This window comes from Gryllotalpicola kribbensis (genome assembly GCF_039538245.1).
Taxonomy (GTDB): domain Bacteria; phylum Actinomycetota; class Actinomycetes; order Actinomycetales; family Microbacteriaceae; genus Gryllotalpicola; species Gryllotalpicola kribbensis.
The window spans coordinates 140,387-154,933 of sequence record NZ_BAABBX010000016.1; the positions used below are offsets into that span (position 1 = coordinate 140,387).

19 protein-coding genes are annotated in these 14,547 nt (G+C 67.8%); 16 read left to right on the forward strand and 3 right to left on the reverse strand.

Translation table 11 applies throughout. The features are described from left to right. The first annotated feature begins 10 nt into the window (after positions 1-10). The 11 genes from ABD716_RS12960 (at position 11) to ABD716_RS13010 (ending at position 8,959) form a co-directional block, all read left to right on the forward strand. Positions 11-1,180 (forward strand): PVV-CTERM domain-containing choice-of-anchor G protein, encoded by a 1,170-nt coding sequence (locus ABD716_RS12960; protein ID WP_344777534.1) that lies wholly within the window; start codon positions 11-13, stop codon positions 1,178-1,180. Positions 1,181-1,192: 12 nt separating this feature from the next. Next, entirely contained in the window at positions 1,193-1,378 is a 186-nt protein-coding gene (locus ABD716_RS12965; protein WP_022883189.1) for a hypothetical protein, read from the forward strand. Between the two features lie 135 nt (positions 1,379-1,513). After that, on the forward strand, positions 1,514-2,872 hold the full coding sequence (locus tag ABD716_RS12970; RefSeq protein ID WP_344777537.1) for an XrtP-associated glycosyltransferase: 1,359 nt from the start codon (positions 1,514-1,516) through the stop codon (positions 2,870-2,872). A 4-nt stretch (positions 2,873-2,876) separates the two neighbouring features. Further along, positions 2,877-3,440, forward strand: coding sequence for an exosortase S (gene xrtS / locus ABD716_RS12975; RefSeq protein WP_344777539.1), 564 nt, complete (start codon positions 2,877-2,879; stop codon positions 3,438-3,440). Positions 3,441-3,457: 17 nt separating this feature from the next. Further along, positions 3,458-4,288 (forward strand): septum formation family protein, encoded by an 831-nt coding sequence (locus tag ABD716_RS12980; protein ID WP_344777541.1) that lies wholly within the window; start codon positions 3,458-3,460, stop codon positions 4,286-4,288. A gap of 121 nt (positions 4,289-4,409) precedes the next feature. Further along, positions 4,410-5,924: a glycan biosynthesis hexose transferase WsfD gene (gene wsfD, locus ABD716_RS12985; RefSeq protein ID WP_344777543.1), complete on the forward strand. Its 1,515-nt coding sequence runs from the start codon at positions 4,410-4,412 to the stop codon at positions 5,922-5,924. Between the two features lie 10 nt (positions 5,925-5,934). Then, complete coding sequence (gene wecB, locus ABD716_RS12990; RefSeq protein WP_344777545.1) at positions 5,935-7,110, forward strand: non-hydrolyzing UDP-N-acetylglucosamine 2-epimerase; 1,176 nt, start codon at positions 5,935-5,937, stop codon at positions 7,108-7,110. A gap of 25 nt (positions 7,111-7,135) precedes the next feature. Then, the gene (locus ABD716_RS12995) at positions 7,136-7,351 is read left to right on the forward strand and encodes a hypothetical protein (protein ID WP_344777547.1); all 216 of its coding nucleotides are present in this window, start codon (positions 7,136-7,138) and stop codon (positions 7,349-7,351) included. Positions 7,352-7,380: 29 nt separating this feature from the next. After that, entirely contained in the window at positions 7,381-8,166 is a 786-nt protein-coding gene (locus ABD716_RS13000) for a polyprenol monophosphomannose synthase (RefSeq protein WP_344777549.1), read from the forward strand. After that, entirely contained in the window at positions 8,163-8,825 is a 663-nt protein-coding gene (locus ABD716_RS13005; protein WP_344777551.1) for a class F sortase, read from the forward strand. Before ABD716_RS13000 ends, ABD716_RS13005 begins: the two co-directional genes overlap by 4 nt. Continuing rightward, positions 8,822-8,959, forward strand: a complete 138-nt coding sequence (locus ABD716_RS13010) for a hypothetical protein (protein WP_344777553.1) — start codon at positions 8,822-8,824, stop codon at positions 8,957-8,959. The genes ABD716_RS13005 and ABD716_RS13010 overlap by 4 nt, the downstream gene beginning before the upstream one ends. Positions 8,960-9,073: 114 nt before the next feature. On the opposite strand, the gene ABD716_RS13015 is transcribed toward ABD716_RS13010, so the two are convergent. The 3 genes from ABD716_RS13015 to ABD716_RS13025 form a co-directional block, all read right to left on the reverse strand. Next, a complete protein-coding gene (locus ABD716_RS13015) occupies positions 9,074-9,484 on the reverse strand; it encodes a hypothetical protein (protein ID WP_344777555.1) in 411 nt (136 codons plus the stop codon). 64 nt (positions 9,485-9,548) lie between these two features. Further along, positions 9,549-10,409 (reverse strand): class I SAM-dependent methyltransferase, encoded by an 861-nt coding sequence (locus ABD716_RS13020; protein ID WP_344777557.1) that lies wholly within the window; start codon positions 10,407-10,409, stop codon positions 9,549-9,551. Beyond that, the gene (locus ABD716_RS13025) at positions 10,406-11,173 is read right to left on the reverse strand and encodes a trimeric intracellular cation channel family protein (RefSeq protein ID WP_344777559.1); all 768 of its coding nucleotides are present in this window, start codon (positions 11,171-11,173) and stop codon (positions 10,406-10,408) included. Before ABD716_RS13025 ends, ABD716_RS13020 begins: the two co-directional genes overlap by 4 nt. Before the next feature lie 61 nt (positions 11,174-11,234). On the opposite strand from ABD716_RS13025, the gene recO reads away from it, so the two are divergent. From recO to ABD716_RS13050, 5 genes are read left to right on the forward strand one after another with little or no spacing between them, the layout of a single operon-like run. Beyond that, entirely contained in the window at positions 11,235-11,975 is a 741-nt protein-coding gene (gene recO / locus ABD716_RS13030; protein WP_344777561.1) for a DNA repair protein RecO, read from the forward strand. Continuing rightward, complete coding sequence (locus ABD716_RS13035) at positions 11,972-12,796, forward strand: isoprenyl transferase (protein WP_344777563.1); 825 nt, start codon at positions 11,972-11,974, stop codon at positions 12,794-12,796. Before recO ends, ABD716_RS13035 begins: the two co-directional genes overlap by 4 nt. After that, on the forward strand, positions 12,793-13,257 hold the full coding sequence (locus tag ABD716_RS13040; RefSeq protein ID WP_344777565.1) for a DUF402 domain-containing protein: 465 nt from the start codon (positions 12,793-12,795) through the stop codon (positions 13,255-13,257). Before ABD716_RS13035 ends, ABD716_RS13040 begins: the two co-directional genes overlap by 4 nt. A 9-nt stretch (positions 13,258-13,266) precedes the next feature. Further along, entirely contained in the window at positions 13,267-13,779 is a 513-nt protein-coding gene (locus tag ABD716_RS13045) for a GNAT family N-acetyltransferase (RefSeq protein WP_344777567.1), read from the forward strand. Between the two features lie 19 nt (positions 13,780-13,798). After that, complete coding sequence (locus tag ABD716_RS13050; protein ID WP_344777569.1) at positions 13,799-14,509, forward strand: DsbA family oxidoreductase; 711 nt, start codon at positions 13,799-13,801, stop codon at positions 14,507-14,509. Positions 14,510-14,547 lie beyond the last annotated feature (38 nt).

Consider the following 14,547-nt stretch of genomic DNA (forward strand, 5'->3'; position numbering starts at 1 on the left):
GGCTCCTGTCGTGTCGCAGGCGAATGGTCGCCTCGTCACGACTTCGTTGTTAAGCAGTGATGTTCTGGATTCGCTGGTTGCGTTGAAGGGCGCGACGGCGGTGGATTCGGACGGCTCCGGGGATGTGACCTCGGATACGCCGCTGGATGCTTCGGCGATCGCCGGCTTGGTGGGCTTGCAGGCTGGTACGACGAATCTGTTTGGTGACAACGGCATCATCCAGTTGGGTGCTGTCGGCCAGTACGCGCAGGCGAATGATGATGGTTCGTCGTCGGCTTTCTCTGGTGCGGTCTCACAGGCACCGAGTCTGATCGGTGTGAGCACGGTTACGCCGTCGAACGTCGGTGCGCCCACCGCGGATAGCACGGCGGAGATCGCTCTGGGGAGTACTACTGATCCGGTGAGCCTGGATGTCACGCTGGGTGCTCTGGCTGCGTCGGCGCAGGAGACTGCTGCTGGGGATCAGAGCGGCCAGTACACTCTCGCCGATGCCGGGATCACGGTCGGTGGCAGTGTTCTCTCGCCGGTTCTCGCCTCGCTGAACACCCCGTTGCAGACGCTTCTGGGTGTAGCCAGCGGCCTCGGTGTGAACGTGGCGGACCCGATCAGCTCCGATGGCACGGTCACCCTGACCCTGCAGGATCTGCTGGATGCGGCGGGTGTGACGAGCATCAACGACCTCCCGCCGGGCACGAACCTGTTGACCTATGTCCCGGCCGCGGTGGTGACCGTGGTCACGAACGCCGTCAACGGGGTGTTGACCACGCTTCAGAATGCTGTGTCGACCATTCCTGTCCTTGGACCGACGGTGCTCGCCCCTGCGATCGCGACGGCGCAGGCGGTGATCAACCCGATCCTGTCGGGGCTGACGGGCACTCTGGAGGGCCCGTTGGGTGCGGCGATCACCGCTCTGGCGCAGCTGGCGGTGAACGTGCAGACGCATAACAGCGACGGCTCGTTCACGGAGACGGCGCTGCGGGTCGGTGTCGGCCCGAATGGCTCGCTGGCATCGGTTGACCTGGCAAATGCCACGGTGGGTCCGAACGCCGGCCCTGTCGCGGTGCCGCTGATCAACCCGTCCAGCGCGGGCATCGCGGGCGGTGTCGCGCTTCTCGGCGGCGGAGCCTGGTTCCTGGCTGGGCTGCTGCGGAGGCGTCGTCTTCTGGCGACGGCCGCGTAGAGGAGCCGAGACATGTACGGAGGCAAGATCGGGGGTGGCGCCGGGCCGTCTGTCCTTACGGGCGGTGCGCTGGTTGCCAGCTCTCAGTTCTCGATCGCGCCGTATCTGCTGATCGGCATCGGCGTTCTGGTCGCGGGATTCGTGTTCGCGCGGATCGTGTACCGGAACCGCCGGCAGCGCGCGTCTTCGGACGCCTGAGGGGTGCTGCCGGCTCACGGGGCGGCCCTGATCGGGTAGGGGCCGTCCCTTTCCGAGGGGCAGGCGCACACTTCTCTCTCCCCCCACACAGTGCGCCTGCCCCTTTCTCTGATTCGACGACGGTGAAAGAGCAAGTTGAGCGCGAGCGAATCCACACAGGCTCTGGCGTTCGTCCTCCTCGTGGTCTTCCTGGCCTACGTGCTGGTGATCATGATCCCGTTCCTGCGACGTAGGCCGGATGAGGAAGGCGACCCAGACCGGTTCTCCTGGCACGTCTTCGTGCCCTGCCGGGACGAGGAGGCCGTGATCGGGCGGACCATCGATCGGCTCTGCGACCAGTTTCCTTCCGTGCAGGTGTGGGTCATCGACGACGACAGCGACGACGGCACGGCACAGGTGGTGCGAGCACGGATGGACGTCAGTGAGCGCGTCCACCTGGTCTCCCGTCGCCGCCCGGAAGCCCGAACCGGCAAGGGTGACGCTCTGAATGCCGCATACCGGGCCTTGACTGCGTGGCTTCCGGAGGGAACCGACCGCAGCGATGTCGTCGTGGTGGTCGTGGACGCCGACGGAAAGCTGGCATTGAATGCGCTCCGTCAGGCTGCCGGGCCGACCGCGTTCGGGGACCCGGAGACCGGTGCAGCGCAGGCGGCCGTGTGGATGTCCAACAGGGACTCGGAACGGCCGGCGCCTGGGGGCGCTGGCCGGTTCCGGCAGTGGTGGGGGCGGTATCTGGTGCGGATGCAGGACATCGAGTTCCGGACCACGATCGCGGCGATGCAGTGCTTGCGCGGCCGTACGCTGTCCGTCGGGCTCGGCGGCAATGGCCAGTTCACCCGGCTGAGTGCTCTGGACCGGATCGCTGCGAGTTCTGGCAGCCCGTGGCATGGTTCCCTGCTCGAGGACTACGAGCTCGGCGTGCACGTGATGCTCGCCGGCTATCACAACGTGTACATGCACGACACGCATGTCGAGCAGGAGGGGCTCCCGTCGACCCGGCGGCTGCTGACGCAGCGGACCCGGTGGTGCCAGGGCGGCATGCAGTGTGCTCGGTATCTGCCGGAGATTTTCGCGTCCCCGTCGATCACGAACGCGGGAGCGCTAGAGGCCAGCTACTTCCTCCTCATGCCGTTCCTGCAGCTGATCGGCGTGTTCCTGTGGCCGACCGTGTTCATCACCATGATCGCCCAGGGAACCATCACCTCCGGAAGCTTCCTGGCCTGGCTGGACGCGTCGTGGTGGATCCTGCCGCTGATCGTGCTGACCGGCATCGTCCCGTTCGCGATCTGGCCGTTCTTCTACCGCAGCCGTGCCGCCACCCGCACTTCATGGCTGACGGCGGTGGCATGGGGGGCCGGCTACTGGCTGTACATGTACCAGAGCTACGCGTGCGTGCTGCGCGCCTTCGGCCGGCTCATCACCGGTAAGAACGGGTGGGCGAAGACCCGCCGCAACGCCGAAGCCGACCGTCAGCTCCTGGCAAAGGAGGCCTGACCCCATGACCGCAGACCACACCATCGGCTCCGCACCTGCCCGCGACACCAGCTCGCGGCCGTGGCATGCCGCCGCAGGGATGCTACTGCTGGCTTCCGCCGTGTTCCTGATTGTGGAGCAGGCCGGGTTCCGCACGATCGAGGCGGCGGTGACGGCCCGCGTGGTTCAGCTCGTCACGGCCGGGCACACGAACAGCGCCGGCAGCATCGTCTACTTCGGTCTCGGCACCGGCGACGTCGAGGGCATCGTGATCACGACGCTGTGCTCGACGGTCGTGCTCGTGACACCGCTGCTCGCCCTGTCCGGGATCCTGCTGCTGATGCCCTCTTTCCGGGCTGTGCGCGTGACGTTAGGTCTGCTGCTGGCACTCGCGCTGGCGGCAGCATGCAACCTCGCCCGGTACGTCGCGGCAGCGGCGGCGATGCAGCGCTGGGGGCGGGCAGGTTTCGATCTCGTCCACGAATATCTGGGTTCGCTGCTGGTGATCTTCGGCTTCGCTGCCGCGTTCATTCTGCTGCTGTGGATCGCGACCCGCAGGCCCCGATCTTCCCGGCGTCACACCGCATGAAACCGAAGCTAAGACGGATGGTGCAGTGGGTGATGCTGGCGCTCGGGGTATGTCTGACTGCCGCGTCCCTGGCGGGCTGCGACGAGACCCAGCCCGGGGCCTCCACCGCCAACGCTCGGCTCGGGGCGTGTCATGACCTGCAGTACTCCCAGGAGGTGACTGCGGTTAGCGATGCGAACCCTGCGGTGTCGTGCGTGAGCCCGCACACCGTGCAAACTTTCGCCGTTGGACAGGTCGTCGGGAAGTTCGCTTCGTGGGAGACCCGCCCTGACCAGGAGTCGTTGCAAAGTCTGACGTCGACGATGTGCACGGTCGACGCGCTGCGGGCCTTTCTCGGCGCCGGTGCACGCGATTCGGTGACCGGGGTGTCTATCCACGCCTATTTCCCGAATGATGCCGCCTGGCAGGGCGGCGCCCGGCAGGCCAGCTGCGATGTGTCCGTCAACGGCTCCGACGGCGCACCGCGGTCGATCGGCTTCAGCCTCGACGGTGTGATGTCCAAGCCGGGCTCGGCGATGATCCGCACCTGCTACCGGCAGAAGCCGCTATCGGGCGGCACCTGGACGCTGACCGGGACGTCGACCACCTGCGACAAGCCGCACAGCAGCCAGGACATCAACGCCTGGGTGATGCTGAAGACCCCGACTGCGAGCCAGGCCCAGGTCGCAACGCTGTGCACTCCCTATGCAGAGGAATTTGCTGGAGCAGACGCCCTCCGGAGCCTCGGCCTGCGGGTCACTGGGATCGTGGCGAAGCAGACGAACGACACCTATTCGCTGCACTGTGCGATCGGCGGTGATAGCAGACATGGCGACATCACCGGCATCCTTCTTGCGCACAACGACTGAGAGCCCTCGGAGCGAGGGGCCGCGGCTGCCGACACGAAGGGCATACCCCCGGCTGCGCCGCTTCCGGCTTTGGGCCGGCCGCCTGCTGCTGCCGGGGCCAGCCGCGGCAACGTCGCAGCCGATGTGGCTGGTGGCGGTTCTGTGCGGCCTCGGCGCCTGCGGGGCGCTGCTGCTGCACCTGTTCGTCCCCACCGTGGTCGGCATGGGCGACCAGGGAGACGGGCAACGACTCGTATGCGAGCTCGGCGTGGCCAACCAGGCTCCGTTCGACTATACGAAGTTCACCCAGTACATCTACACCTCCTGGGTCCCGCACCAGTGGTTCGGGGAGTCCTGCGGGGCAGGCGGATCTGGCGAGCCGTATTACTCTTCTCAGTCCCTGCTGCTGTGGCCGGCGAAGTGGATCACGCCGCTGCTCGGCTGGGGGCCGGGCCTGGACACCCGCGCGGTCGGGGTCCTGTGCATTCTCGTGTTCAGCGCCCTGCTGACCCTGTTCGTCACCCAGCTTCCGGGACGGGTGGGATTCCGCATCCTGATCGCCGCCGCCGTGACCGCGGTGATGGACGACGGGGCCTTCGCCGACTTCTTCGTCTCTCCCTACAGTGAGCCGGCGTGCTTCCTCGGGGTATTCGCCACCCTGATCGCGTTGATGTTCCTGTGGCGCAGGGAGCACGTCACCTGGCTGGGGATCCTGCTGGTCACCCTCGCCTGCACGATCACGATCACCGCGAAGACCCAGATGATCTCGATGCTGCCGGTCATCGCCGTCGCGCTGCTGTGGCGCCCCTACCGCACCCGTCGGCGGCCGCATGCCGCCGCATTGGGGTCCCGTGGCCGTGCGCTGCGCCGGGGTGTCTTGCTGCGGGTGCCCGCCATGATCGCGGTCGCCGCTCTACTCGGCGTTACCGGCGCATACACGCTCGGCCAGCCCAAACGGTTCAGCGAGCTGAACTTGTACAACGCGGTGTTCGTCGAGATGCTGCCGCACAGCCCCGACCCGAAGGCCGACCTCGCGTGGCTGGGTCTGCCGGCGGACTTCGCCTCGAGCTCCGGCACAACCGTGGCCTCCCCGAACGCGGCGATCTACGACGCCGACTACCCACAGTTCCTGCAGAAGGTCAGCCAGGAGAAGATCATCCTGTTCTACCTCGCACATCCCGACCGGCTGGTGTCAATGGCTGACCGCGGCCTGGATGCGATCGCGCACCCGGTGCTGGGGTACATCGGCTCCTACACCGCAGGCAGCGGGCACAAGCCGTGGACGAAAGAGCACCGCTTCGCGCCTATCGAAGGCATCTCCGTCGTCTTCGCCGCCGTGCCGCTGCTGATCCTGATACTTCAACTGGTCACTTTGGTTCTCGGCTTGGCGGTCGCCTCCCGCCGAAAACTCGGTCCTGCCCGCACCACGTTCGGTACGGCCACCGTGTTCTTTGTCGCGGCGCTCTGGCTGCAGTTCTGGACGGTGATGCTCTCGGAAGGGGAGTCCGAGATCTACAAGCACATGATCGTGGCCACGTTCATGTCCTCCCTCTGCATGGTGTGGATCCCGGCTCTGATCCTGCTCCTACGCAACCCGGGGCCGCCTTCACCGGCAGCGACGGCTACGCGGATCGTGGAGGTCACCAGTGCGGGCTGAGCCTCTCATCATGGTCGTGTACGGTACCCGTCCCGAGGCGATCAAAGTCGCCCCCGTGATCCGGGCGCTGCAGGCCGACCCGGACCTGGCTGTACACGTGACTGTCACCGGACAACACCGCGAGCTCCTCGACAGCGTCAACGCGTTCTTCGGCATCACGCCCGACGTCGACCTCGACATCGGACGGCCAGGGCAGAGCCTCGCCGACATCGGCGCGGCGGTCCTCTCCGGGCTCGCCTCGGTCCTCGACCAAACCCGCCCGGACGCGGTCCTCGTGCACGGCGACACCACCACCTCCACGGCGGCAGCATGGGCGGCGTACTACGCCAGAATCCCCGTGGTGCATCTGGAGGCCGGCCTGCGCTCGGGAGACATGCTCGCGCCCTGGCCGGAGGAAGGCAACCGGCGCCTGACCGGCCAGCTCGCCTCCCTGCACCTGGCCCCGACACCGTCGGCTCGGGAGAACCTGCTGGCCGAGAACGTGCCCTCGTCCGCGATCACCGTGACCGGGAACACCGTCATCGACGCCCTGCTGCACACGGTCGCACAGCCGGCGACCTTCACCGACCGGCGGATCGAGGACGCTGTGCGCGCGGGGCAGCGCCTGGTCGTCTTGACCGGGCACCGGCGCGAATCCTGGGACGGAGGACTGGCCCGCACTGCGCGCGCTCTCGCACAGGTTGCCGCGCAGCGCCCGGATGTCATCATCGTGGCGCCCCTGCACCCCAACCCGATCGTGCGCCAGGCAATAGAGCCCGCTTTCCGCAGGTTCGATCGGGCCATCCTCATCGAGCCGCTGGACTACCCGCAGTTCTGCCACCTGCTGGATGCCGCGCATTGCGTCATCACCGACTCCGGCGGCATCCAGGAAGAGGCACCCAGCCTCGGCAAGCCCGTGCTCGTCACCCGGGACACCACCGAGCGCCCCGAGGCGATCGCCGCCGGGACCGCACGACTGGTGGGAACACGTGAGGAGGACATCGCCCGCGAGCTCGCTCTGCTGCTCGACGACAGGACCCACTATGCGCGCATGAGCCGCGCCGTGAACCCCTACGGAGACGGGCACGCCACCACCCGTGTGATCGGGGCGCTCAAACATCACTTCCAACTCGCACCACGAGCCCGCGATTTCGACAAGCGGACCCCGCCGCATCCACGGAGCCCACGGGAAGAACGTGCGAGCTAGACGGCACCCAGGATCGGAGGACACCATGACTCAGCACATCAAGAAGCACCGGCCGCGCACCGTGCCCCTGCCCCCAGGAACCCACCGCGAGATCTTCACCCTCAGCAAGAGCCCCGGCGAGAAGATCTCCGTCCTGTGCGAATGCCCCATCGGACACGACCACCCCTTCGAAAACGACGACCGCATCGGCCCGATCGAGGCCACGCCAGACGCGGTCGAGAAGGCAAAAACCAGATGGTAGGGAAAGCCGGGGCGGTTGCCATCGTTGTCATGCCGACCTACAACGAAGCAGAGAACCTCCGCCAGACCGCAACGCGGCTGCGGCAGGCGGCACCGAGCGTCCACCTGCTGGTCGTCGATGACGCATCCCCGGACGGCACCGGCCGAATCGCCGACAGCCTCGCTGCAGCAGACCCGCACATCCACGTGCTGCACCGCACCGTCAAGGACGGGCTCGGCGCCGCCTACCGCGCAGGGATGGACTGGGCGCTTCACCAGGGCTACGACCTCATCATCGAGATGGACGCCGACGGCTCCCACCAGCCCGAGCAACTCCCTGCACTCCTCGCCAGGATCCTCGACACCGGCGCCGACATCGTTGTCGGATCCCGCTGGATCCCCGGCGGCCGGACCGTCAACTGGCCCCTGAGCAGGCGGCTCATCTCCCGCACCGGCAGCGCATACGCCCGCACCGCTCTCAGATTGAAGGCGCGGGACGTGACTAGCGGATACCGTGTCTACACCCGCCGTGCCCTGGAAACGATCGGGGTCCAGCGCCTGAGCAGCCAGGGATACTGCTTCCAGATCGACATGCTCCGCCACGCCGCCGCCGCAGGCCTGCACATCGCGGAAGAGCCGATCACCTTCGTCGAACGCCAACACGGCGCATCCAAGATGACCCCCGGCATCGTCGCCGAAGCCATGATCCGCGTCACCGCCTGGGCGCTGCGCCGGCCACCGGCCGCTATCCGAGACCGTGCCCGGCGGGAGCAAGGAAGCCAGGGTATCCGCGACGACATCAGCGTGCTGCGGACGTCCCCTGACGAAGGGCGATGAGCGCCACCCGGCGGCGTGGCCGGTCCGAAATGCTCTTCACGACCGCCGCGTTCATCGTCTCGCTTGCGCTCATCAGCGCCGGCGTCATCGGCGTAATCCATAGCCAGCACCGCCACACACTCAAAGACCTCGCCGGGAACACGGTCACCTTCGATCCCGGCACCATCCCAGCCCCAGAGCAACAGCACAAGATGAGCCCCGCCCCAGCTCAGCCCGGAGACCGCCTCATCGTATCCGCGGTGGGTCTTGACGTTCCCCTGGGTGCCTTGAGCGCGGTCGACAACGAGATCGAACCCCCAACCTTCACCTCCGCCTACTGGATCCGCAACCTCGGCACAACACCATCCACCCCCGCCGCAGGAACCGTGTTCATCGCCATGCACTCCCTCCGCAACGGCGGAATCGGACCCGGCAACTACCTCTACGACACCGCCACCGGACACGCCCGCGTGAAACCCGGACAAACCGCCACCGTGAACGGCATCAACTACACCATCACCGGCACCACCACCATCGCCAAACCCCTCATCAGCGCCGACACCGGCGTCTGGGCCGACACCCCCAACCGGCTCGTCATGATCACCTGTCTCGAACTCCCCAACGGCGCACCCTCCCAAGACAACTTCATCGTCACCGCCACACGAACCACCGGCCGATGAGGTTGTGGCGCGGTTTGGCGCGAGTGGGGCTGCTCTTCGCGTGGCTGAGCATGGCGGTCGCGGCCCCTGCCGCATTGCTCGCCCTCGTCGTCGGTCTCGTGCTGGTGCTGGTGCTGGTTCACACCGTGGCGTAGCACCCGTTGACGAGGTAAAGCAGCCGCGTCTAGCTCCGCCCCGCGACGCGGCTCTGCTCAAGACCACACGCTCTCGTCAGATGCGCCCGCATGCCGGTCCTCTACCGCACGGACTCAGGGGTGGCGGGGCGCCCACAAATCCGCCCGAGTTGTCGGATTTGACACGGGGTCGACATTTCCGCCGGAAAACGACACGAAACCTCGGACCCTACACCAGGTCTGAGGCAAGAGTCGGGAGAGGATGCGCGCCTCGGTGAGTCTGCTTCGGATCTGGTCCTGGCTCAGAGCGAGCTCGAGCGAGAGCCCCAGGATCGCGGACCGCTCGGCATGGTTCAGCGCCTTCTCGCCGGTGATGCCGAGAGGCACCTCGATCTCGGGGTGCGCGAGCGCGTTCTCGACCACCTGCAGGATGGACGCGAGCACCTGGGCTTCGGCCCGCGCCTGCGCCCGCAGCGCCTCGTGCGCTCGGTCCAGCCCGGCCTCGCGGGCGGCCTCAGCGGCCCGGCTGTCGGTGGTCTCATCCATGCTCGAAGTCAAACACCGACCACCGACATTGAAGGTCAGAGTGCCGGACGTTTATCCACAGCTATCAGCCGCGGGCGGCGAGCGAGAACGTCAGCGGCACGCGGTCGCGGCCCGTCGGCAGCATCCAGTTGCCGTCGAACGGGCTGCCCGTCTCTGTCTCCACCATCCAGGGCAGGGCCCTCCAGGGAAGGGTGTCCTGCTCGCCGAACGCCTCGATCGTGAGGCCGACGCCGAGCAGCACCCCGACGATCTCGGAGATCGGGTGGGGCCACTCGTAGTTCGTCGTGTTGCTGAGCGACGCGGTGCCGGCGTAGCTGAACTCGCTGTCGAAACGCAGCGGCTCGGCACCGCCGAAATAGGGGTAGCGGACGACGAGATCCTCGTCGGACCGCTCGTCGTCGATCGTCGAGAACATCGGGTGCGTGTCGCGCACATAGAAGAGTCCGCCCGGTTTGAGCAGGGCGCGGATGCTTCGCGCCCAGGCCGCGAGGTCAGGAAGCCAGGTCAGGGCGCCGATGCTCGTGTAGACCACGTCGAAGGTCTCGGCTGCGCCGAGCTGCTCCGCCACCGCGGCGGCCGCGTCATCCACCGTCGACTGCACGAAGCGACCCTCGAGCCCGGCGCGCCGGGCAAGCATCCGTGCAGCCGAGATCGCCTCGCCCGAGAAGTCGACGCCGACCACATGCGCGCCGAGGCGCGCGAAGCTCAGAGTGTCGGTGCCGATGTGACACTGCAGGTGCGCGAGCGAGAGCCCGTCGACCGAGCCGTTCGGCAGGCGCGGGGCCATCAGCCGCAGGTCGTCGCGCACGACGGTCGAGATGCGCGCGGCATCCGCCACGAAGCCGTCGGTGTCGTACGCGACGAGATGGCCCTCGACGCGCTCGTCCCAGTTCGCCCGGTTCGCCTCGACGTGCGGGTCGCTCATGCGCCCTCTCCCTTTCCCTCGCCGCGTGGCACGGCCTTGTAGACGGGAATGACCCCGGTCGTCGTCGGGTACTCCCGCGGCGTCACCTGGCGCCGCCGCAGCAGGCCGAAGCCGACTCGGGCGCGCGACAGCTCGATCGTGCGCTGCTCGGGAAGGCTCCAGCCGAACATCACCGCGAGCAGCCGCACGGCGGTCGTGACCGCCGCGCTGATCACGGCGCACCAGAAGACCGAGCCGCCCAGGTCGCGCAGCAGCACGAGGGTCACCGTGCCGGCGCCGGCCGCCACCGCGTATAGCGAGCCGACGTGCATCACTGCGATCGGCATGCCGAGCAGGATGTCGCGCAGCATGCCGCCGCCGACGGCCGAGATCAGGCCGACGAAGGCCGCGGGCACCTCGGGAAGCCCGAACGCGAGCGCCTTCGTGGTGCCGATCGCGCCGAACAGGCCGAGCGTCAGCGCGTCGAGCACGGTGATCACGGGGTCGATGCTCGAGAACACGCGGGCGAGCAGCATGCCGATGAGCGCCGCCGCGATCGCCACGAGGATGTTCCAGTTGGTCGAGAGCGCAACGAGCGGGCTCGCGAGTGACACATCGCGCAGGATGCCGCCGCCGAGGCCCGTCGCGACACCGATGAACGCGACGCCGAACAGGTCGATGCGGCGGTCACGGAACCCGCTTGCGAAAGCGGCGCCCTGAACGCTGCCGATCGCGGTCGCCGCGAACTCGGCCCACACCGGAATCGAGAACGTCGCGCCACCCACGGGGACGATCCTCGCACGTCGGGTTACCCCGCCTGCGGCGCCACGGCTGAGATACTTGATCGTGCCTGTTTACCGTGATGAGGCCGTCGTGCTGCGCACCCACAAGCTGGGTGAGGCCGACCGCATCGTCACGCTGCTGTCACGACGGCACGGCAAGATCCGCGCCGTCGCGAAGGGCGTGCGACGCACGGGGTCCAAGTTCGGCTCGCGCCTCGAGCCGTTCATGGTGGCCGACCTTCAGCTCTACGAGGGGCGCAGCCTCGACGTCATCCAGCAGGCTGAGACGCTGGGGGCATACGGCGCCGAGATCGTGGGGGATTACGCGAGCTACACCGCCGCGAACGCGATGGTCGAGACGGCCGACCGACTCACCGAGGCCGAAGGCTCGCTGCAGCAGTATCTGCTGCTCGTCGGCGCCCTGCGCTCGCTCAGCCGCCGCGAGCACGCCCCGGGGCTCACGCTCGACTCGTACCTGTTGCGCAGTCTCTCGATCGCCGGGTGGGCGCCCTCGTTCGGCACGTGCTCGCGCTGTGGGAAGCCGGGGCCGCACGACCGCTTCGTTCCGCAGCTCGGCGGCGTCGTCTGCGAGGACTGCGCCCCTCCGGGCACCGCTCACATCGACTCCGCGACGCTTGCGCTTCTGGGGGCGCTGCTCACCGGCGAATGGGCGCTGGCCGAGGCATCCGATGACAGCACACGCTCACGGGCGAGCGGTATCGTCGCCGCCTACCTGCAGTGGCATCTCGAGCGCGGGCTGCGCTCGCTGAGCCACGTCTCTCGAGAGGTACCCCCTACGTCGTGACTCCCAAGCCCTTCACTCACAGGGACGCCGTCGCCCACCGCCCCGTCGACTGGACCGGCGTGTACCCGCCGGAACTTCCGGCCGGAGCCGTGCCCGACCACGTCGCGATCGTCATGGACGGCAACGGCCGCTGGGCGAATCGCCAGGGACTGCCGCGCATCGAAGGGCACCGCGCAGGCGAGGCGGCACTTCTCGACGTCGTCGCCGGCGCGCTGCAGATCGGCGTCAAGCACCTCAGCGTCTACGCGTTCTCGACCGAGAACTGGGTGCGCTCGCCCGACGAGGTTCGGTTCCTGATGGGCTTCAACCGCGAGGTGCTGCACCGGCGCCGCGACCAGCTCAACGAGTGGGGCGTGCGGGTGCGCTGGGCGGGCCGGAAGCCGCGCCTGTGGGCCTCCGTGATCAAAGAGTTGCAGTACGCGGAAGAGCTCACCAAGGACAACGACAAGCTGACGCTCACGATGTGCGTGAACTATGGCGGCCGCACCGAGATCGCGGACGCGCTGCGCGGGATCGCCGAGGACGTCGCGTCCAGGCGGCTGCGCCCGAGTGCGGTGACCGAGAAGCTGATCCAGAAGCGGCTCTATCTGCCCGACCTTCCCGACGTCGACCTGTTCGTGCGCTCGAGCGGCGAGCAGCGCACGTCGAACTTCCTGCTGTGGCAGTCGGCGTACGCCGAGATGGTGTTCCTCGACACGCTGTGGCCCGACTTCTCGCGCACCGATCTCTGGGAGGCCATCGAGATCTTCGCCGGCCGCAGCCGCCGCTTCGGCGGTGCGGTCGATGCGCCCGAGGCGACACCAGCAGGAGGCGGCTCGTGATCGTCCGCTTCGAGGAATACGACGCGACGCCCCTTGAGACGCTGACGTGCGAGGCGCGCAGCGCCGACACGCGGGGTGCGTGGTTCTCCATCGACCCTGATTCCGCGCTGTTCGTGCCATGGAACGCCGACTGGTGCGTGCGGTTCTACGCGGGCGACGCAGGCGGCCTCGAGGTGTTCGCACAGGCGGTCAAGCCCGTGCGCATCTCGGGGCAGCTCATCGAGCTGATCGCCCTCGACCTCGGCGTCGAGGTCGAAGACGGCAGAGTGCGTCTCACCGGCGAGGACGAGTTCGAATGGAACCAGGTCGCCCAGGACTACCCCGACGAGCTGATCGCCCGCGCACAGCGCGCCGTCAACGAGGCGTTCGAGCGGGTGATGCTCGCCGAGTACCCGTTCGACCGCTCGGCCGCCGAGATCGTCGCCGAACTGCGTAATGTGCAGGACACATCGACTGAATAGGCTGATCACGTGGAGATCAGGTTGCGAACGGATGCCGACATGCCGGCCCTCCTCGCAGCTCTGAAGGCCACGCACGAGGTCGACAAGTACCCCGTGCTGCCGAACCACGTTTCCGAGGAGTGGCTGCTCGAAGGCGATGACGGAATGGCCTGGGTGGCCGAGCACGAGAGCGTCGTCGTGGGCCACGTCGCGGTCGCCACGACAGAGGAGGACCCCGACTCGCTCAGCGTGCACCGGCTGTTCGTTCGGCCGAGCGCCCGCGGCCGCGGTGTCGCAAGCGCCCTGCTGACCACGGTCGAGACCTACGCGAGGCTGCTCGCCCAGGACCTGTTCCTCGAGGTCGTGAGCCACAACACCGACGCGATGCGGCTGTATGAGAGTCGAGGCTGGCGGCGCACCGGCGGCTACACCGCCAGCTGGGCGGCGCCCGACGGAACGCACGCTCAGATCAACCTCTACGCGTCGCCGCACAACAACCCCTCGCACGTGATCGAGGTGGGCGCAGGGCGCCCGACGGAGTAGCCGGAATAGCGCGGCGCGCATGCCGGTTGCGGCATTCATGAGCTCTGCGAACCAGCCCATCAAGGTCGACATCTGGTCAGACATCGCGTGCCCGTGGTGCTACATCGGGAAGCGCAAGTTCGAAGCAGGCAGCGGCCTGTTCGCCGGCGCCGGCGAGGGCCGCGGGGTCGAGATCGAGTACCACTCCTTCGAGCTGAGCCCCGACACGCCGGTCGATTTCGAGGGCAATGAGGCGGCCTTCCTCGCCAGCCACAAGGGCATTCCCGAGGCCCAGGCGCAGCAGATGATCGACCGGGTGACCGAGATCGCGGCATCCGTGGGCCTGGCCTATGACTACGACAACCTGAAGCACACCAACACGGTGCTCGCGCACGAGGCGATCCACTTCGCGAAGGCGCACGGCAAGCAGCTCGAGATGACCGAGCGGCTGCTGTCGGCCTACTTCCTCGAGGCGCGCCACGTGGGCAAGGTCGACGAGCTCGCCGCGCTCGGCGCCGAGATCGGCCTCGACCCCGTCGCTCTGACCGCGGCCCTCGAGTCGCACGAGTTCCTCGACGCCGTGCGCAGGGACCAGCAGACGGCTGTCGAGTACGGCATTCAGGGTGTGCCGTTCTTCGTCATCGACGGCAAGTACGGCGTCTCGGGCGCGCAGGAGGCGCAGAGCTTCGCCCGCGTGCTCGAGCAGGTCTGGTCGGTGCGCGACACGGCCGACGAGGAGGTCAGCGCGTGAAGCTCGTGCAGCTGGGCGACGCGGATGCCGCGGCCTGC